The sequence below is a fragment of the Microbacterium invictum genome (genome assembly GCF_034421375.1).
GTDB classification, from domain to species: Bacteria; Actinomycetota; Actinomycetes; order Actinomycetales; family Microbacteriaceae; genus Microbacterium; species Microbacterium invictum_A.
Genome location: NZ_CP139779.1, coordinates 1508468 through 1527060, shown reverse-complemented (window position 1 = coordinate 1527060; position 18593 = coordinate 1508468). Strand labels below are relative to the sequence as shown.

Annotated in this window: 20 protein-coding genes; 10 read left to right on the top strand and 10 right to left on the bottom strand. The window is 70.1% G+C overall.

Going from position 1 to position 18593, the window contains the following annotated elements; genetic code table 11:
- Positions 1-5 precede the first annotated feature (5 nt).
- Both ychF and T9R20_RS07350 read right to left on the bottom strand, forming a co-directional pair.
- Entirely contained in the window at positions 6-1079 is a 1074-nt protein-coding gene (gene ychF, locus T9R20_RS07355) for a redox-regulated ATPase YchF (RefSeq protein WP_322411872.1), read from the bottom strand.
- A gap of 42 nt (positions 1080-1121) precedes the next feature.
- The gene (locus T9R20_RS07350) at positions 1122-1868 is read right to left on the bottom strand and encodes a class I SAM-dependent methyltransferase (RefSeq protein ID WP_322411871.1); all 747 of its coding nucleotides are present in this window, start codon (positions 1866-1868) and stop codon (positions 1122-1124) included.
- Positions 1869-1950: 82 nt separating this feature from the next.
- Between T9R20_RS07350 and T9R20_RS07345 the strand changes: the two genes are divergently transcribed.
- Positions 1951-2568, top strand: a complete 618-nt coding sequence (locus T9R20_RS07345; RefSeq protein ID WP_322412130.1) for an exonuclease domain-containing protein — start codon at positions 1951-1953, stop codon at positions 2566-2568.
- A 57-nt stretch (positions 2569-2625) separates the two neighbouring features.
- On the top strand, positions 2626-3900 hold the full coding sequence (gene rmuC, locus T9R20_RS07340) for a DNA recombination protein RmuC (RefSeq protein ID WP_322411870.1): 1275 nt from the start codon (positions 2626-2628) through the stop codon (positions 3898-3900).
- Positions 3901-3942: 42 nt separating this feature from the next.
- On the opposite strand, the gene T9R20_RS07335 is transcribed toward rmuC, so the two are convergent.
- Positions 3943-4146, bottom strand: a complete 204-nt coding sequence (locus tag T9R20_RS07335) for a UDP-N-acetylmuramyl pentapeptide phosphotransferase (RefSeq protein ID WP_248240407.1) — start codon at positions 4144-4146, stop codon at positions 3943-3945.
- A 156-nt stretch (positions 4147-4302) separates the two neighbouring features.
- A complete protein-coding gene (glpX, locus tag T9R20_RS07330; protein WP_322411869.1) occupies positions 4303-5292 on the bottom strand; it encodes a class II fructose-bisphosphatase in 990 nt (329 codons plus the stop codon).
- A 256-nt stretch (positions 5293-5548) separates the two neighbouring features.
- On the opposite strand from glpX, the gene fbaA reads away from it, so the two are divergent.
- Complete coding sequence (fbaA, locus tag T9R20_RS07325; RefSeq protein WP_322411868.1) at positions 5549-6580, top strand: class II fructose-bisphosphate aldolase; 1032 nt, start codon at positions 5549-5551, stop codon at positions 6578-6580.
- Between the two features lie 21 nt (positions 6581-6601).
- Here fbaA and T9R20_RS07320 read toward each other — a convergent pair whose 3' ends face one another.
- The 4 genes from T9R20_RS07320 to T9R20_RS07305 are packed head-to-tail and all read right to left on the bottom strand — an operon-like array spanning position 6602 to position 9423.
- A complete protein-coding gene (locus T9R20_RS07320) occupies positions 6602-7150 on the bottom strand; it encodes an MOSC domain-containing protein (protein WP_322411867.1) in 549 nt (182 codons plus the stop codon).
- 10 nt (positions 7151-7160) lie between these two features.
- The gene (locus T9R20_RS07315; RefSeq protein WP_322411866.1) at positions 7161-7808 is read right to left on the bottom strand and encodes a formylglycine-generating enzyme family protein; all 648 of its coding nucleotides are present in this window, start codon (positions 7806-7808) and stop codon (positions 7161-7163) included.
- Positions 7805-8365, bottom strand: a complete 561-nt coding sequence (locus T9R20_RS07310; RefSeq protein ID WP_322411865.1) for a DUF6264 family protein — start codon at positions 8363-8365, stop codon at positions 7805-7807. The genes T9R20_RS07315 and T9R20_RS07310 overlap by 4 nt, the downstream gene beginning before the upstream one ends.
- Positions 8362-9423 (bottom strand): 4-hydroxy-3-methylbut-2-enyl diphosphate reductase, encoded by a 1062-nt coding sequence (locus T9R20_RS07305; RefSeq protein WP_322411864.1) that lies wholly within the window; start codon positions 9421-9423, stop codon positions 8362-8364. Before T9R20_RS07305 ends, T9R20_RS07310 begins: the two co-directional genes overlap by 4 nt.
- Positions 9424-9480: 57 nt before the next feature.
- Between T9R20_RS07305 and xseA the strand changes: the two genes are divergently transcribed.
- The 7 genes from xseA (at position 9481) to T9R20_RS07270 (ending at position 15999) form a co-directional block, all read left to right on the top strand.
- A complete protein-coding gene (gene xseA / locus T9R20_RS07300) occupies positions 9481-10803 on the top strand; it encodes an exodeoxyribonuclease VII large subunit (RefSeq protein WP_322411863.1) in 1323 nt (440 codons plus the stop codon).
- Between the two features lie 5 nt (positions 10804-10808).
- Positions 10809-11045, top strand: coding sequence for an exodeoxyribonuclease VII small subunit (locus T9R20_RS07295; protein ID WP_322411862.1), 237 nt, complete (start codon positions 10809-10811; stop codon positions 11043-11045).
- Positions 11045-11689: a DUF4245 family protein gene (locus tag T9R20_RS07290; protein ID WP_322411861.1), complete on the top strand. Its 645-nt coding sequence runs from the start codon at positions 11045-11047 to the stop codon at positions 11687-11689. Before T9R20_RS07295 ends, T9R20_RS07290 begins: the two co-directional genes overlap by 1 nt.
- A gap of 32 nt (positions 11690-11721) precedes the next feature.
- Complete coding sequence (locus T9R20_RS07285) at positions 11722-12339, top strand: carbonic anhydrase (RefSeq protein ID WP_322412129.1); 618 nt, start codon at positions 11722-11724, stop codon at positions 12337-12339.
- A 74-nt stretch (positions 12340-12413) separates the two neighbouring features.
- On the top strand, positions 12414-13808 hold the full coding sequence (locus T9R20_RS07280) for a class II fumarate hydratase (protein ID WP_322411860.1): 1395 nt from the start codon (positions 12414-12416) through the stop codon (positions 13806-13808).
- 65 nt (positions 13809-13873) lie between these two features.
- Positions 13874-15346 carry a HAMP domain-containing sensor histidine kinase gene (locus T9R20_RS07275; protein WP_322411859.1) on the top strand — a complete coding sequence of 491 codons (1473 nt, stop codon included), beginning with the start codon at positions 13874-13876 and terminating at the stop codon, positions 15344-15346.
- On the top strand, positions 15343-15999 hold the full coding sequence (locus T9R20_RS07270) for a response regulator transcription factor (protein WP_322411858.1): 657 nt from the start codon (positions 15343-15345) through the stop codon (positions 15997-15999). Before T9R20_RS07275 ends, T9R20_RS07270 begins: the two co-directional genes overlap by 4 nt.
- Positions 16000-16206: 207 nt before the next feature.
- Here T9R20_RS07270 and T9R20_RS07265 read toward each other — a convergent pair whose 3' ends face one another.
- Together T9R20_RS07265 and T9R20_RS07260 are read right to left on the bottom strand one after the other, a co-directional pair.
- On the bottom strand, positions 16207-17562 hold the full coding sequence (locus tag T9R20_RS07265) for a PhoH family protein (protein WP_416182957.1): 1356 nt from the start codon (positions 17560-17562) through the stop codon (positions 16207-16209).
- Between the two features lie 213 nt (positions 17563-17775).
- Entirely contained in the window at positions 17776-18555 is a 780-nt protein-coding gene (locus T9R20_RS07260; protein WP_322411857.1) for an isoprenyl transferase, read from the bottom strand.
- Positions 18556-18593 lie beyond the last annotated feature (38 nt).

Here is an 18593-nt window from a genome sequence, read left to right as displayed (position 1 = left end):
CCGATTCAGTTGTTGAAGCGGAACTCCACGACGTCGCCGTCCTGCATGACGTAGTCCTTGCCCTCCAGGCGCGCCTTGCCCTTCGCACGGGCTTCGGCGACGGAGCCCAGCGCGACAAGGTCGTCGAAGGAGATCACCTCCGCCTTGATGAAACCCTTCTCGAAGTCGGTGTGGATGACACCGGCCGCCTGCGGCGCCTTCCAGCCCTTGCCGATCGTCCAGGCTCGCGCTTCCTTGGGTCCGGCGGTGAGATACGTCTGCAGGCCGAGGGTGTCGAAGCCGATCCGGGCGAGCTGGTCGAGTCCTGACTCGGTCTGCCCCGTGGAGGCCAGCAGCTCCGCGGCGTCCTCGGGGTCGAGGTCGATCAACTCCGACTCGATCTTCGCGTCGAGGAACACCGCCTGCGCGGGAGCCACGAGGGCGGCGAGCTCGGCCTTGCGTGCATCGTCGGTGAGGACGGCCTCGTCGACGTTGAAGACGAAGATGAAGGGCTTGGCCGTCAGGAGGCCCAGCTCCCGGATGGGCGACAGATCCAGCCCCGAGGCCGAGAGCAGTACGCCCTTGTGGAGAGCGTCCTGCGCGGCGACGGCGGTCTCGAGCACGACGGGGTCGAGCTTCTTGCCCTTGACCTCCTTCTCGTACCGGGTGATCGCCTTCTCCAGGGTCTGGAGGTCGGCCAGCTGCAGCTCTGCGTTGATCGTCTCCATGTCGCCGGCGGGGTTGACCGCTCCGTCGACGTGCACCACGTCATCGTCGGCGAACCCGCGCACGACCTGGGCGATCGCGTCGGCCTCACGGATGTTGGCGAGGAACTGGTTCCCCAGCCCCTCCCCTTCGCTCGCGCCGCGGACGATCCCGGCGATGTCGACGAACGACACCGCCGCCGGCACCACCCGCTCGCTGTGGAAGACCTCGGCGAGGGCGTCCAGACGCGGATCCGGCAGATTCACCACCCCGACGTTCGGCTCGATCGTCGCGAACGGATAGTTCGCCGCGAGAACCTGGTTCTTGGTGAGGGCGTTGAAGAGCGTCGACTTGCCGACGTTGGGAAGACCGACGATTCCGATGGTGAGAGCCACGGGAGTCCAGCCTACCGGCGGTGCGTCCTGTTCCCGACGTGATCAGCGGGCGGCCACCGCACGGAATGCCTCGGTGCGGTAGGGAAGGGTGACGACGCCGTCGTCGGCGAGCTCGTCGAACAGCTCGCCGACCTCATCGAGGATGCTCCGGCGGGCGGTCTCACCGGCCGTGATGACGTAGCTGCGCGAGGCGACCATGTCGAGGAACATTTCCCGGCCGAGCGGTCGGCCCCATTCCCAGACCCTGCTCTGGAAGGAGGCGAAGGGCGGATGCGGCTGCGGGCCGCCCTCGGCGACGAGCTGCTCCGCGGCGGAGCCGTGCATGATCCCGGTGAGGCGTCGCACCCAGGCGACACCGTCGTCGCGGACGTTCCAGATGAGACCGAGGACGCCGCTTCGCCGCAGGACCCGGCCCGCTTCGGCGGCGCCGGCGACAGGATCGACCCAGTGCCACGCCTGACCGGCGACGACCGCGTCGACCGATGCGTCGGGGAGCGGCATGCGCTCCGCCGTTCCGACGTAGGCGGGGGTTCCGGAGACGCGTCGACGCAGTTCCGCGAGCATCGCGGCATCGGGATCGACCGCGACGACCTCGGCCTCGAGCTCTCGGAGGGCCCTGGTGAGCTTGCCCGTCCCCGCGCCGACGTCGGCGACGCGAGGTCGCCGACCGGGGACGACGACGGGCTCGAGGAGCCACGCGACCGCCTCGGCGGGGTAGTCGGGACGTCCGCTCTCGTACCGGGCGGCGTCACGCCCGAATGACGTCGACATCTCCTCGCGGCTCGCCATGCTCCGAGCCTACGCCGAGGCGATCCCTCGAACTCCGGCGCGCCTCGGACGCACCCGGCCGAAGGACGATGAGGGTGAAGAGGTGCCCCTGGACTTCACCGCGATCGACTTCGAGACGGCGAACTCCAGCAGCGCCTCGGCATGCGCGGTCGGTCTCGCGCGGGTGCGCGACGGTGAGGTCGTCGCCACGGCGGGATGGCTCATCCGCCCGCCCGCGGGCCACGATCACTTCTTCGACATCAACATGCGCATCCACGGCATTCGCCCGGCCGACATCGTCGATGCCCCCACCTGGTCGCAGCAGCTGGGTGACCTCGCCGCTTTCGCGGGGAGCGATGTCCTGGTGGCCCACAATGCCGGCTTCGACATGGCCGTGCTCGCGCGCGCCTGCGAGGCGACCGGCGACGACTGCCCGCCGTATCGCTACGTGTGCAGCCTCCAGGTGGCCCGGAAGGTCTACCAGCTGCCGTCCTACCGCCTCCCCTACGTCGCAGCGGAGGCGGGGTTCGCCGAGTTCGCCCACCACAATGCCGTTGCGGACGCGCTCGCGTGTGCGCACGTGATGATCGACGCGGCCCGGCGTGTCGCCGCCGACGACATGGACGACCTCGCGACGTGGACGGGGGTCCGGGTGTCGCAGATCGCCAGCGTCGCCGCGCCGGCGCCGCGACCCTCCGTGTCGTTCGGCGCGGTCGCCTGAGCGCGAGCTCGCGCGCGTCGCGGGGCCGATGTCCGACCCCTCGGGCAGGGTGAGGACATGGACGCCCTCCTCCTTCCCCTTCTCGTCACCGCGAGCCTCCTCGCGGGGGCCCTCGCCGGCTGGACGGCCGCGGCGATGCGCGCGCAGAACCGAACGGCCGGCCTGCGCGAGCGGTTGGCGGCCTCGGAGGCCAGGGGCGCCTCGCTCGACGGGCAGCTGGCCGAGCAGATGCGGCTCTACCGCGACGTCGTGGCCCAGTCCCGGGCCGAGCAGGCGACGCGCGAAGAGCGAGAGCGCCGCGAACAGGCGGTCCTTCGCGCCCTCGCACCGGTGGCCGAGACCCTTCAGACCATGCAGCATCGGGTCGGCCAGATCGAACGGGAGCGGCAGGAGCAGTTCGGCAGCCTCGCCGAGCAGCTGCGACGCGCGCAGCAGTCCGACGAGGCCCTGCGAGCGACGACCGAATCGCTCGCCTCTGCGCTGCGGTCGGGCACGACGCGAGGCGTGTGGGGCGAGACGCAGCTTCGCCGCGTCGTCGAAGCTGCGGGGCTGACCCGGCACGTGGACTTCGATCTGCAGAGCGCGATCCGCACGGATGCCGGTGGCGGGCGTCCCGACATGGTGATCCGCCTCCCCGGCGGCAAGGCGATCCCCGTGGACGCCAAGGTGCCGCTCGACGCCTACCTCGAGGCGTCTGCGATCCCCGACGGCTCCTCCGGAGAGCAGGCGGTGCGTCGTCGCGCACTGCGGGACAAGCATGTCAAGGCCGTCCGCGCGCACGTGGATGCGTTGGCGAAGAAGGCCTATTGGGCGGGTCTGGACTCGAGCCCCGAGTTCGTCATCTGCTTCATGCCGAGCGAATCGCTGCTCGCCGCGGCGCTGGAGGACGACCCGTCGCTGCTGGACTACGCCTTCGGTCGGCGCGTGGCGATCGCATCGCCGGTCAACCTGTGGGCGGTGCTCAAGACGGTCGCCTACACCTGGACGCAGCAGGACGTGTCAGCCGACGCCCGCGCGCTGTTCGACCTCGGCACCCAGCTCTACGACCGGCTCGGAACCCTCACGGGTCACGCCGACGATCTGCGCCGGGCACTCGAACGCACCGTCGACGCATACAACGGCCTGGTCGGATCGCTGGAGTCCCGTGTCCTCGTGACCGCGAGGAAGTTCCCCGGCATCGACGAGACCAAGATCGATGGCCTCCGGGCGCCGACGGCCATCGAGACCGGACCACGCAGATTCACCGCCCCCGAGCTCCTGACCACCGACGCGCCCGGGGTCACCGCCGATATCGGCGTGCTGAGGGACCGACTCGGGACGAGGCCGGACTGATCGTCCCGTTCGTGCCGCCGCCGGGGCGGCGACGACGTGCGATCAGGCTCCGCCGGGAACGAAGCTCAGGAGGGTGATCACCGCGACCGAAACGCCGACGAAGGCGCCGATCATCCACCACGGCGAGAGCTGATGGTCTTCATCCCGGCGCACCCGGAACAGCACATCAGGACGGCGGGCGGGGTCGACGGCATCGGCGATGACCGCCTGAGCTCCCGTCTGCGGACCCACGGACTGTACCGACATGGAGTGACTCCCTGCTGTGGACGAACGACACGTGACTCCGTTGGCACTGCGACCAATTGTGCCAGACCCACCCGCGCGAGCCCGTCACGACTGCGTCACGATCGGCGATTCGCTAAAGTTCGCCGCGCGTCCGCCGCCCGCGCGACGGCGTCTTGATCACAGCCACTTCGAGGTCAGATGCTCCGACGTGATGCGCCGGAGCGTCCCGGACGCCCCGCGGAGCACGACGCTCTCGGTGTAGACGTGGTCTCCCTCGCGCCGCACGCCATCGACGAGCTGGCCGTCGGTCACACCGGTGGCGACGAAGATCGTGTTGCTCCCCCGCACCAGATCGTCCGCCTCGTAGACGTGGCCGTCCAGCAGCAGCCCGGCGTCGATGCCCTTCTGCTTTTCGTCGTCATCGCGAGGCCAGAGCACACCCTGGACGTGGCCGCCGAGAGCCTTGATGGCGCAGGCGGTGACGATCCCCTCGGGGCTCCCCCCGATTCCGACGCACATGTCGGTGCGCGCATTGTGGCGCGCCGCATTGATCCCACCGGCCACGTCGCCGTCGCTCATCAGGCGCGTTCCCGCGCCGGCCTCGCGGATGTCGGCGATCAGCTGCTCGTGCCTCGGACGGTTCAGCACCGACACGACGACCTCGTCCACCGGCTTGCCCAGCGCCGCGGCCAGCCGCCGGATGTTCTCACCGATGGGGAGGCGGATGTCGACCACGCCGACACCGGCGGGACCGGTGACGAGCTTGTCCATGTAGAACACCGCCGACGCGTCGAGCATCGAGCCGCGGTCGGACACCGCGATCACCGACAGCGCGTTGTTGCGCCCCGCCGCCGTCAGCGACGTGCCGTCGATGGGGTCGACGGCGATGTCGCACTGGGGGCCGCGGCCGTTTCCCACCCGCTCGCCGTTGAACAGCATCGGCGCCTCATCCTTCTCGCCCTCGCCGATGACGATGGTGCCGTCGAAGTTCACCGTCGTGAGGAAGGCCCGCATCGCGTCGACAGCGGCGCCGTCGGCGGCTTCCTTCATGCCCCGCCCGATGAAGGGCACGGCGCGGATGGCTGCCGCCTCGGTGGCCCTCACCAGTTCCAGCGCGAGGTTGCGGTCGGGGTGCAGGGGGCTCATGTCGCCGGTGATGCTCACCATAGGGTCAGCCTATCCAGCCCGCGCGGCGCGCGACGGTTCCTGCTCGGAGCGGCTCTCGAAGGAACGCCGGATCTTTCCGCAGCGGAAAGTCCCCGCCGCTCCGGGGGCGCGCAGGCGGCGGGCACGAGGACGACGCCTTCGCTAGAGTTTCGATCGACCCGCGTTTGCGCGGAGCCGCACGACCTCTCCCTCCAGGCCACTCGACAACGCCTCCCGGCCACTCGATGATCAGGCCACTCGACAACAAGGAGTCCTCATGCCCGTCGCCACCCCGGATCAGTACGCCGACATGCTCGACCGCGCCAAGGCCGGTGGGTTCGCGTACCCGGCGATCAACGTGTCGAGCTCGCAGACGATCAACGCGGTGCTCCAGGGTCTGACCGAGGCCGGTTCGGACGGCATCATCCAGGTCACCACCGGCGGCGCCGACTACTTCGCCGGTCACACCGTCAAGGCTCGCGCGGCCGGCGCCCTCGCCTTCGCCAAGTTCGCCACCGAGGTCGCCAAGAACTACCCCGTCACCGTGGCCCTCCACACCGACCACTGCCCGAAGGAAGCGCTGCCGAACTTCGTGCTGCCGCTCATCGAGGCGTCGGAGGAAGAGGTCAGGGCGGGCCGGAACCCGATCTTCCAGTCGCACATGTGGGACGGTTCGGCCGTGCCGCTGGATGAGAACATCGACATCGCGAAGGACCTTCTGCCGCGCCTGAAGAACATCAACGCGATCCTCGAGATCGAGGTCGGCGTCGTCGGGGGCGAGGAGGACGGTGTCGCCCACGAGGGCTCCAACGAGGCGCTGTACACGACCGTGGGCGATGTCACCAAGGCGGTCGAGGCCCTGGGGCTCGGCGAGAACGGTCGCTACATCTCCGCGCTCACCTTCGGAAACGTCCACGGCGTGTACAAGCCCGGCAACGTCAAGCTCCGCCCCGAGCTTCTCGGCGAGATCCAGGAGGGCATCGCTTCGCGCTTCGGGACGGCTCCCAAGCCGCTCGACCTCGTCTTCCACGGCGGCAGCGGATCCAGCGACGAGGAGATCGCCCTGGCCGTGGCGAACGGCGTGGTGAAGATGAACATCGACACCGACACGCAATACGCCTTCACCCGGTCGGTGGCGGGGTTCATGTTCGTCAACTATGACGGCGTCCTCAAGGTCGACGGCGAGGTCGGGAACAAGAAGCAGTACGACCCGCGTGCGTGGGGCAAGGTCGCCGAGTCGGCCATGGCCGCGCGCGTGGTCGAGGCGACCCAGCAGCTGGGGTCGGCGGGCAAGTCGCTCGGCGCCTGACGGCGGATCTGGACCGGACGGTCAGACGCCGCGGTAGACCTCCAGCACAGTGGGGGCGTCCTCGGGGCGCTCGATGACGTCGAGGACGTCTCCCGCGGCGACCGAACCGGTCCTCCGTACGCGCAGGTACGCCCCCAACCGACCCTCGTCCGAGAAGCGCTTGACCCAGCCTCGCCCGTCGCTGCCGCCGACCCAGCGCGCGAACGTGGCACAGGGGGTGCGGGGCATCGTCACCTCCAGCTCCAGACGATCGCCGATGCGCCAGATCTCGCCGACCCGCGCGGCATTGACGTCGAGGCCCTCGACCCGCAGGTTCTCGCCGAACCATCCCGGTGCGAGCTCGCGGCCGAGCTGCCGCTCCCAGAACGCGGCGTCCTCCGCCGCGTAGGCGTAGACCGCCTTGTCGAGCCCGCCGTGGTGCGTGCGATTGGCCTGGACGTCACCGCGCACACCGTAACGGCCGACGGCCGCGGGGCCTTCCACCGGGCGCTTGTCGATGGCGGTCACGCCGTTGCTCCCGGCGTCGGGTCGCAGCTGGTGAACGGCGCAGACGGCGATCAGGCGAGGCATGTCCTCCAGCCTACGAACTGCTCCGGGCGAATCGGATCCCGACATCCCCGTGGGTCGATCGGGCAGGTGCGCCGCGGCGGATGTCGGCTCGCGCCGACCAGGCATCGTCGGCGAAGCCGCCCCCTCTGATGACACGCGCATCGCCGGACGCGTCCGGGTCGAACGGATCCCAGCACCACTCCCAGACGTTGCCGAGCGTGTCGAAGATCCCGAAGAGGTTCGGGAGCTTGCCACCGACATCCTGCGGGCTTCCGACGCCGTCCAGCGCCGTCCACGCCACATCGGGGAGCGGCCCGTAGTGAGGCGAGGGCGACCCCGCGCGGCACGCGAACTCCCACTCCCGCTCGGTCGGCAGCCGGAAACCGTCTGCGTCGAGGTCCCACAAGACCTCCTCGCCCTCGAAGGTGTACACCGGGTCCAGGCCCTCCCACTCGGACGCGGCGTTGCAGAGCCGCACCGCGCGGAACCAGCTGAGCGCGGTCGCAGGGCGTCGGGGATGTCGGCCGACCTCGCCGATGAGCTCGGCGACGAGCTCTTCCGTCACGGGGAACACCCCGATGTCGAAGGCCGACATCCGGATGACGCCGCGGGCACGCCCGCGGGCGTCTCGTTCGATCAGGTCGCCGGCCGGTATGCGGGCGAGCTCTATGTCGGTCACTGCGACAGCAGCGCCCCCATGAGGGCGGGGGCGCTCAGAAGCGGCACCATGAGGAGCACACCCGAGAGGAGGTTGAAGACCACTCCTCCCGCGATGGGCACCCAGAAGGCGACCTTCCCGCGCTGAAGCATCATCCACGACACCGTGGCGGTCAGAAGGAGGCCGACGCCGAGCACGAGGGACGCCGCGATGCCCCACGGACGTCCGTCGACGGTCGCTGCGGGAGCCTCGGTGATGCCCATGAACTCGAAGAGCGTCTGCACGTAGCCGGTGTAGTCCACGAGCGCCGGGATCGACGTGGCGACCGACAGCACCGCGTAGACGAGCAGGGCGATCGTGAGGACACGGTCGAAGAAGCGGCGTCGCATCGCGATGACGTCGGGAGCGGCTTCCTTCGGCGTAGGCTGCGCCGGTGCGTCGGCCGCGGCATCGGACGGGGAAGCGCCGGTCTCCAGCGCGACGGTGACGTCCGGCTGCTGGATGCGCGCCCGCTGTTCCTCGGGCGTGGCGTACTCGCCGTACTGCGGCCTCGGCCGCGGGTCGGACCCGTCGGTCACGCGCGACCCCGGCCGCCCAGAGCTCGGGCATCACGACGACCGGCGGGGTCGGTGCGCAGCTCCTTCGGGAGGGAGAACATCAGATCCTCCTCGGCCGTGCGCACCTCTTCGACGTCACGGTAACCGGCGCCGGAAAGCTCGGCGAGCACCTCCTCGACGAGCACCTCGGGCACGGATGCACCGCTGGTCACCCCGACGGTCTGCACGCCGTCGAGCCACTCCTGCTTCACCTCATCGACGTAGTCGACCCGGTAGGCCGCCTTCGCGCCGTACTCGAGGGCGACCTCGACGAGGCGGACGCTGTTGGACGAGTTCGCCGAGCCGACGACGATGACGAGGTCGGCGTCCTTGGCGACCTTCTTGATCGCGACCTGCCGGTTCTGGGTGGCGTAGCAGATGTCGTCGGAGGGCGGGTCCTGCAGCTGCGGGAACCGCGTGCGCAGGCGCCGGACGGTCTCCATCGTCTCGTCGACGGAGAGCGTCGTCTGCGAGAGCCACACGACCTTCGACGGGTCACGGACCTCGACCCGGTCGGCCTCATCGGGCGAGTTCACCACCGTGACGTGGTCGGGGGCCTCACCCGCTGTGCCCTCGACCTCTTCGTGACCCTCGTGGCCGACCAGCAGGATCTCGAAGTCGTCGCGGGCGAACCGCACGGCCTCGCGGTGGACCTTCGTCACCAGCGGACACGTGGCATCGATCGCCTGCAGTCCGCGATCTGCAGCGGCGGCCACAACGGCCGGCGACACTCCGTGCGCGCTGAAGACGACGTGCGCACCCTCGGGGACCTCGTCGACCTCCTCGACGAAGATCGCGCCCTTCTGCTCCAGCTCGGTGACGACGTGGATGTTGTGCACGATCTGCTTACGGACGTACACCGGAGCGCCGTAGCGCTCGAGGGCTTTCTCGACCGCGATCACCGCCCGGTCGACGCCGGCGCAGTACCCGCGCGGGGCGGCGAGGAGCACCTTCTTCGGTCCGGACACCGGGATATCCTGGAGCCGCCCGCGGCGCCCCGGTATGCGGGGAAGGGGAAGGCTCACGCTCGGAGTGCTCATCCCCTTGATTCTACGGGGCAACCGCCCCCGACGACCCCGATCGACCGATGGAGTCCGATGACGACCTTCCAACCCGCCGCGGTGCCGGGAATGGCGCCGCCTCCCGACTCCGTCCACCCGCGCGATTCGAAAGCGGAGGCGCCGACCTCGGTCTCGCGGTTGAACGACACCATCCGGGGGTTCATCGATCGCTGGGGCTCGGTGTGGGTCGAGGGCGAGGTGACCTCGTGGAATGTGCGCGGCGGCAACGTCTTCGGCCGCATGAAGGACCTCGCGACCGACTCCACCGTGTCCTTCCGGGTGTGGTCCTCGACGCTGCAGCGTCTTCCCTCGGACCTGAAGGCGGGCGATCACGTCATCGCGTGCGTCAAGGCGGACTACTTCGTCCGCACGGGCGACTTCACCTTCGCGGTGTCGGCGATGCGGCATGTGGGTCTCGGCGACCAGCTCGAGAAGCTCGAGCGGCTCCGGCAGAAGCTGCGCGCCGAGGGATTGTTCGATCCCTCCCGCAAGAAGCCCCTTCCGTTCCTGCCCCGCACCATCGGACTGATCACCGGTGAGCGATCCGACGCCGAGAAGGACGTGCGCCGCAACGCCGAGCTCCGCTGGCCGCAGGTCGACTTCCGCACGGCCTACGCCGCGGTGCAGGGGGACCGCTGCGTGCCCGAGACCATCGGGGCACTGAAGGCGCTGGATGCCGACCCGGGGGTCGACGTCATCATCATCGCCCGCGGCGGCGGCGACCCGCAGACCCTCCTGGGTTTCAGCGACGAGCGCCTGCTCCGTGCGGTCGCCGAGGCGAACACGCCGGTGGTCAGCGCCATCGGGCACGAGAACGACCATCCGCTCCTCGACGACGTCGCCGACGTGCGCGCATCCACGCCCACCGACGCCGCCAAGCGGGTGGTGCCGGATGTCGCCGAGCAGCGCGCGCTGATCGGACAGCTGCGATCGCGGATGACCTCGCGCCTGACCCAGCGCGTATCGCACGACATCGCCCAGCTGGAGCAGCTGCGATCGCGCCCCGTCCTGCGTGCGCCCGAGCAGATGGTGGACACGCGGGCGCAGCAGATCTGGCTGACCACGGTGCGCGGCCGCGACGTGGTCGATCGCGCCCTCCACACCGCGGAGCGCGCCACCGCCGAACTGCGGGCGTCCCTGCGCGCGCTCTCCCCCGCTTCGACGCTCGCGCGCGGGTACGCCATCGCCCAGGGTGAGGACGGCCGCGTCGTCCGCGACGCGACGGCCGCACCCGCGGGCACCAAGCTCGTCATCACCGTCGAGCGGGGGATCATCGCCGCGCGGTCGGAGGGGGTCTCCGACGTCACCGTCGCGCCGGATCCGGCTCGGGATGAGCGCGCCGGAGCCGAACTAGAATGATGGGTATGACCGGGGCGAGCGCGAACGTGGCCGACATCCAGGCGATGACGTTCGAGCAGGCCCGCGACGAGCTCGTCCGTGTCGTCGCCGAACTCGAGCAGGGCACCCCGACCCTCGAGCACTCCCTCGCCCTCTGGGAGCGGGGCGAGGCCCTCGCCGCCCGCTGCGAGGAGTGGCTGCGGGGCGCGAAGCGCCGTCTCGACGCCGCCCGCTCGGCCGCCCCGGCCGGACAGGAGGGCTGATGGCCCGCGATCCGAAGATCGTCGCCGAGCTGGGGCGCCCGGAGACGCCCGACGAGGCCGCCGATCGCAAGGCCGCGTCGTCGCGCACCTATCGGGCGAGCCAGAACACCCGGAACCTCATCGCCGCCCTGATCGCGACCCTCGCCGTGGTCCTGATCATCATCCTCGCCGTCCCCCGCGGCACTCCCCCGGAGCGAGAGCCGATCGACGTCGCCGAGGTCGCGGCGCGCATCTCGGCCAATGAGAACCGGGCCCTCGTGGTTCCCGACGTCCCGGCGGAATGGCAGGTCAACGCCGCAACGGTCGAGGGCGACTCCGTCCGCGCCTGGACGATCGTCTACGTCCCCGCCGAGGACCGCGGATTCGTGCGCGTGGCGCAGGGTTTCGACGCCGACGAGGGGTGGCCGTCGCGCACCCTCCGCGGCGCCGAGATCGCCGACACGGTCACCATCGGCGGCATCCCGTTCGACCGCTACGAGATCCGCAACCCCTCCGCAGCCGGCAATGTCGCCGCCGCCCTGGGCACCACGTCCGGTGAGGACACCATCCTCATCTACGGCACCACCGATCAGGCAGCGCTGGAAGAGGCCGCGACCGCCGTCGCCGCCGACCTGCCGCTGCCCACCGAGGAGGAGGGTCAGTGAGCGAGACCAGTCCGCAGCAGGCGTGGGACGAGATGAAGCGCGGCAACGCACGCTTCGTCGCGGGAGCACCGCGTCACCCCCGCCAGGACGCGGAGCGTCGCAACGAGGTCGCTGCCGGTCAGCGTCCGCGGGCCGCGCTCTTCGGGTGCGCCGACTCGCGGCTGGCCGCCGAGATCATCTTCGACAAGGGACTCGGCGACCTGTTCGTCGTCCGCAACGCCGGACAGGTCGTCTCGGACTCGGTCATCGGCAGCCTCGAGTACGCCGTCGCCGTCCTCGGCGTGCCGCTGATCATCGTCCTCGCGCACGACGAATGCGGTGCGGTCCGAGCCGCGATCGACTCCGTGCGCCCCGATGCGCCCGCCCTGCCCCCGCACATCTGGCGGTTGATCGCCCCGATCGTCCCGGCCGTGCAGCGGGTCGTGCGCGCCGATCCGGCCTCGAGCAGCATCGACGGCGAAGCCGTCGGACGCGAGCACCTGCGCGACACCGTCGGCGACATCCTGCAGACCTCGGAACTGATCAGCGACGCCGTCGCCGAGGGCCGCCTGGCGGTCATCGGCGCGAACTATCGCCTCGCCGAAGGCGTGGCCGTCCCCGAGATCATCGTGGGCGCCGTTTCGGACGACCTCACCACCTCGGCGGCCTGACCGGAAAGGTCCCCGCCCGCACCGACCCCTTCGCCGCGCCCTGCGGCATCCGTCACACCTCGGAGGACAACGACGTGACCGACATCGAATACCGCATCGAACACGACACCATGGGCGAGGTGCGCGTACCCAAGGACGCGCTCTACGCCGCCCAGACACAGCGTGCCGTGGAGAACTTCCCGATCTCGGGCGATCCCCTGGATCCGTCGCAGATCGTCGCGCTCGCGCGTATCAAGAAGGCGGCAGCGCTCGCGAACAAGGAGCTCGGAACCCTCGACGGTGAGATCGCCGACGCCATCGCCCGCGCGGCGGACCGCATCATCGCGGGCGACCACGCCGACCAGTTCCCGATCGATGTCTACCAGACCGGCAGCGGAACCTCGTCGAACATGAACATGAACGAGGTCCTCGCCACCCTCGCCACCCGTGACCTCGGCCGTGCGGTCCACCCGAACGATCACGTCAACGCCTCTCAGTCCTCCAACGACGTCTTCCCCACGTCGGTCCACATCGCCGTGACACAGGAGCTCATCGACGACCTGATTCCCGCACTGGATCACCTCGCCGTCGCTCTCGAGGACAAGGCGCAGGCCTGGGCGGAGGTCGTGAAGTCCGGCCGCACCCACCTGATGGATGCCACCCCTGTCACCCTGGGTCAGGAGTTCGGCGGCTACGCCCGGCAGATGCGGCTGGGCATCGAACGCGTGCAGGCCGTCCTCCCCCGCGTCGCCGAGGTCCCCCTCGGCGGCACCGCGACCGGAACCGGCATCAACACTCCCGTCGGCTTCCCGCAGCGCGTGCTCGAACTCATCGTGTCCGAGACCGACCTGCCGATCACCGAGGCGAAGGACCACTTCGAGGCGCAGGGCGCGCGCGACGGCCTCGTCGAGGCATCCGGAGCCCTCCGCACCATCGCCGTCTCGCTGACGAAGATCAACAACGACATCCGCTGGATGGGATCGGGCCCGAACACCGGTCTCGCGGAGCTGCACATCCCCGACCTCCAGCCGGGGTCGTCGATCATGCCGGGCAAGGTCAATCCGGTCGTCCCCGAGGCCAATCTCATGGTGTGCGCTCGGGTCATCGGCAACGATGCGACGGTCGCGTGGGCGGGTGCCTCGGGAACCTTCGAGCTGAACGTGGCGATCCCGGTCATGGGCACCGCGGTGCTGGAGTCGATCCGGCTCCTGGCCAATGCCGTCCGGCTGCTGGCCGACAAGACCGTCCGGGGACTCGAGGCCAATGTCGAGCGCGCCGCCGCCTACGCGGGCATGTCGCCGTCGATCGTCACCCCGCTGAACAAGCTCATCGGTTACGAAGCGGCGGCGAAGATCGCCAAGCATGCGGTGGCGCAGGGAATCACAGTGCGCGACGCGGTGATCGACCTCGGTTACCTCGAGCGAGGCGAACTCACCGAGGCGCAGCTCGACGAGCGCCTCGACCTGCTGTCGATGACCCGACCGGGATGAGCCTCGCGCGCCGCGTCTGAGCGGGGTTCCGCCTCGCGCGGCCGCGGGGGGCGATAATCAACAGCGTGGTCCGTATCCCGCGCCCGCTGTCGGCGAGAACGCGCATCCTCGCCGCCGTCCTCGCGGTCGCGTGCGTCGGACTGACCCTGGTGGGAAGCGTGACGTTCCTCGTCCAGCGCGAGATGGTGCTGACCGAGATCGACGACCGGTTGGCGGGGCAGGCCGAGAGTCTGCTCTCCGTGGCCGAGTCCGAGGACGACGTCGCGCAGATCGACGACCTCGCCACGGTGGAGGAGTTCCTCCGCGCGGCGATGGAGCGCACGGTGCCCTCCCGGAACGAGGCGGCGCTGGCGATCCTCGACGGCACGACGCTCATCGGTCCGGGTGTCGCCTCGGGGATCGACATCTCCGGAGACGGCGCGCTCATCGCGCGCATCCTCAGCGGTGTCGAAAGCGGCGTCCCCGTCGCGCCGAAGACGGCGGTCACCCCCGAGGGGACGCTCCGTTACATCGCCCTGCCGGTGTCGCTGCCAGCAGACCCCTCGCGCGGCGTCGTCGTGCGGGCGGTGGAACTCGGCGCCGCCCTTCGCCCGGTGGCCTCGGCGCTGGTCACCTACGGCATCACGGCCGTCGCCGTGCTCGCGGCCATCGGGGTGGTCGGGTGGTTCGTCACCGGCCGCCTCCTCTCCCCCATCCGCCGGCTCCGCGAGACCGCCGACGCCATCACCCTCACCGACCTCTCCCCTCGTCTGCCGGCCGAAGGCACCGACGACATCTCCGACCTCAACCGCACGGTGAATTCGATGCTCGACCGCCTCGAGGGTTCGGTCGACGTGCAGCGACAGCTGCTGGACGATGTGCGTCATGAGCTGAAGACGCCGATCACGATCGTCCGCGGGCATCTGGAGATGATGGACCCCCGGGATGCCTCCGACGTCACCTCGATCCGCGAGATCAGCATCGCCGAACTCGACCGGATGACCCGTCTGGTCGAGGACATCGACCTGTTGGCGGCCGTCGAGGGCGACTCCTTCGCGATGGGCGACGTCGACCTCGCTCTGCTCACCGCCAGGATCGGCGAGCTCGTGGCGGTCATCCCCGGGCATCGGTGGCGGATCGACGAGATCGCCGACGCAACGATCGCCGGCGACGCCGACCGGCTGCTCCAGGCGTGGCTGCAACTCGCCGACAACGCCGCGAAGTACACGCCTGCCGGGTCGCCGATCGAGCTGGGGAGCACGTGGGATGCCGCGGGCGCGCGCCTGTACGTGAGAGACCACGGCGGCGGCATCCCCCACGCCTCGAGGCATCGCATCTTCCGGCGGTTCGACCGCGCCGAAGGAGCGAGACTGGCCGGCGGGTCGGGTCTCGGACTCGCCATCGTCGATGCCATCGCGAAAGGTCACGACGGGTACTGCGCGGTCACCGACACCCCCGGTGGCGGCGCCACCTTCACCATCCACGTCCCCCCGCAGACGGCCGAGCTTCCCGCTCCGGTGCGCGCGGGCGACGTGCTGCAGCGGGAGTCCAGCACATGACGACGATCCTCATCGCCGAAGACGAGCCGCGCATCGCCGCCTTCGTCAGCCGGGGCCTGGAGAATGCCGGCTTCACCACGGTGCTCGTCACCGACGGCGGCGAGGCGCTGACGGTCGCCCTCCGCGACGGCGTGGACCTCGTGCTCCTGGACGTCGGCCTGCCGACGATGGACGGCTTCGAGGTGCTGCGAGAGCTCCGCGCCCGGGGTTCCGCCGTCCCCGTGATCATGCTCACGGCCCGCACGAGCACGCGCGACACCGTCGAGGGACTCGAAGCCGGCGCCAACGACTATGTGCGCAAGCCCTTCACGTTCGAGGAGCTCCTCGCCCGGGTGCGCTCGCGCCTGCGTGAGAATCCCGCGCCGGCGGGGATGACGCTGCGGCACGGCGAGGTGATGCTCGACCTGCTGGGTCGCCGGGCCACAGTCGCCGGCGACGAGGTCGAGCTGTCGGCGCGCGAGTTCGCGCTGGCCGAGCAGTTCCTCCGCAGCCCCGGACGCGTCCTCAGTCGCGAGCAGCTGCTCAGCCGGGTGTGGTCTCTGGACTTCGATCCGGGGTCGAACGTCGTCGATGTCTATGTCCGGTATCTGCGCGCCAAGCTCGGCTCCCACCACATCGTGACGGTGCGAGGCGCGGGGTACCGCTGGGAGTGACGCCGCCGCTCCTGAGGGGCGGGACGGGAGAGCCCCCGGCGTTGGGGGAACACCGGGGGCTGTATCCGGGTTGGGGGCCCGGTCACCGACCGCGTGCGATTTGGGGGATACGCGGCCGTATCCCCCATGGTGGCAGACCGGCGACGTCCGCCGGCACTGCGCAAGATGAGACTCTTCTCACGTTGGCGGCGACGAGGGCGCGACGCCTCACGCGAGCTCCCCCGCCTCGAGCAGGTCGGTCACCAGCGCCGCGATGGCCGAGCGCTCGGAACGGGTGAGGGTGACGTGGGCGAACAGGTCATGGCCCTTCAGCGTCTCGATGACCGACGCGATGCCGTCATGACGCCCCACGCGCAGGTTGTCACGCTGTCCGACGTCGTGGGTGAGGACGACGCGTGAGTGCTGGCCGATGCGGCTGAGGACCGTCAGCAGCACGTTCCGCTCCAGGGACTGCGCCTCGTCGACGATCACGAAGGCGTCGTGCAGTGAGCGACCGCGGATGTGGGTGAGCGGGAGCACCTCGAGGATGCCGCGCTCGATCACCTCTTCGATGACGTTGGCGGAGACCACCGAGCCGAGGGTGTCGAAGACCGCCTGGCCCCAGGGGTTCATCTTCTCGGCCTGATCGCCGGGGAGGTACCCCAGTTCCTGGCCGCCCACGGCGAACAGCGGCCGGAAGACGATGATCCGCTTCTGCTGCTGACGCTCCAGCACCGCCTCGAGGCCCGCACAGAGGGCGAGCGCGGACTTCCCCGTCCCGGCTCGACCTCCCAGCGACACGATGCCCACCTCGGGGTCCAGCAGCAGGTCGAGGGCGATCCGCTGCTCGGCCGAGCGGCCGTGGAGCCCGAAGGCGTCCCGGTCGCCGCGCACCAGACGGAACGCTCCGTCGCCGGTCACGCGCCCGAGGGCGGAGCCGCGCTCGGAGTGGATGATGAGGCCGGTGTTGACGGGCAGCCCGTGCACCACGTCGGCGGTCGCGACCTCGCTCTCGTAGAGGTCGCTGACCTCGTCGCCGGACAGGTCGATGTCGGCGATGCCCGTCCAGCCGGAGTCCACGGCCTGCTCGGCGAGATACTCCTCGGCCACGATGCCGAGCGACGCCGCCTTCACCCGCATCGGGAGGTCCTTGGACACCACCGTGACATCCTGGCCGTCCTGCGTCAGGTGCATCGCGACGGCGAGGATGCGGGTGTCGTTGTCGCCCAGGCGCATGCCCGAGGGGAGGACGGTCGGGTCGGTGTTGTTGAGCTCGACCCGGAGTGTTCCCCCCGATCCGACCGGGACCGGGAAGTCGAGGCGACCGTGCTCGATGCGCAGCTCGTCGAGATGGCGCAGCGCCTGCCGGGCGAAGTACCCGATCTCGGGATCGTGACGCTTCTTCTCCAGCTCGGTGATCACCACCACCGGGATGACGATGCTGTGTTCGGCGAACCGGAAGAACGCCCGCGGATCACTCAGCAGAACCGACGTATCCAGGACGTACGTGCGCAGATCCTGCGACTGCGTGTCCTCGTCGATGTACTGCTCGCGGCGCTGGTCGTGCGGTGCTCGTGTGGTCACAACCCACTCCTGCCCCGGGCGTGTCACCCGGCAGTCTCGAGTCGACCGTGGGTCACGAGTCGCGATCCGAAAGGCCGACCCGACCGGGCACCTTGCCCGGTGAGATGACGCTACGACCGTTCGGGGGTTCGCGGGGCCCAGACACGCTGTCCGCCGGTTACGAGCAGATGAAGTTCTTTCGACGCGTCGTCGGGTGCCCGCGGCGAGCGCCGGTCACCGTCCGAAGCGACGATCGCGGCGGGCGAAGTCCCGTACGGCGCGTAGGAGGTCGACCTCACGCAGATCGGGCCCGAGGGCCTCGACGAAGTAGAACTCGCTGTGCGCGCTCTGCCACAGCAGGAAGTCGCTCAGCCGCTGTTCGCCCGACGTGCGGATCACCAGGTCGGGGTCGGGCTGTCCGCCGGTGTAGAGGTGCTCGCCGATCTGCTCGGGGGTAAGGCTCGCCGCCAGCTCCTCCAGAGACCCGCCCTCGCGATCGTGGGTGGCGATGATCGACCGCACCGCATCGACGATCTCGCTGCGCCCGCCGTAGCCGACGGCGAGATTGACATGCAGGCCCCGGTGGCCGCGGGTGCGCTCCTCTGCGGTGGCCAGGACGTCGGCGAGCTCGGAGGGGAGCAGGTCGGCACGTCCGACGTGCTGCACCCGCCAGTCGCGCTCGTGGGAGAGCTCGTGGGCGAGCTCGGCGATGATCTCGAGCAGATCGGTCAGTTCGCGCGAGTCGCGGCGACGGAGGTTGTCGGTGGAGAGGAGGTACAGCGATACGACCTTGACCCCGATGTCGTCGCACCAGCGGAGGAACTCGCGCATCTTCGCGGCTCCCGCACGATGACCGTGCGCGGCGGAGTCGTATCCGAGCTGCTTGGCCCACCGACGGTTGCCGTCGATCATCATCGCGATGTGGTGGGGCACCACGTCCGGCGTGAGACTGCGCCTCAGCCGCGAGATGTACAGCCGGTAGAGCGGCCCCCGCCCCTCGTCCGTCGCACTCACACATCTACGCTACTCCCGCCACCGCGCCGCCCGTGCGC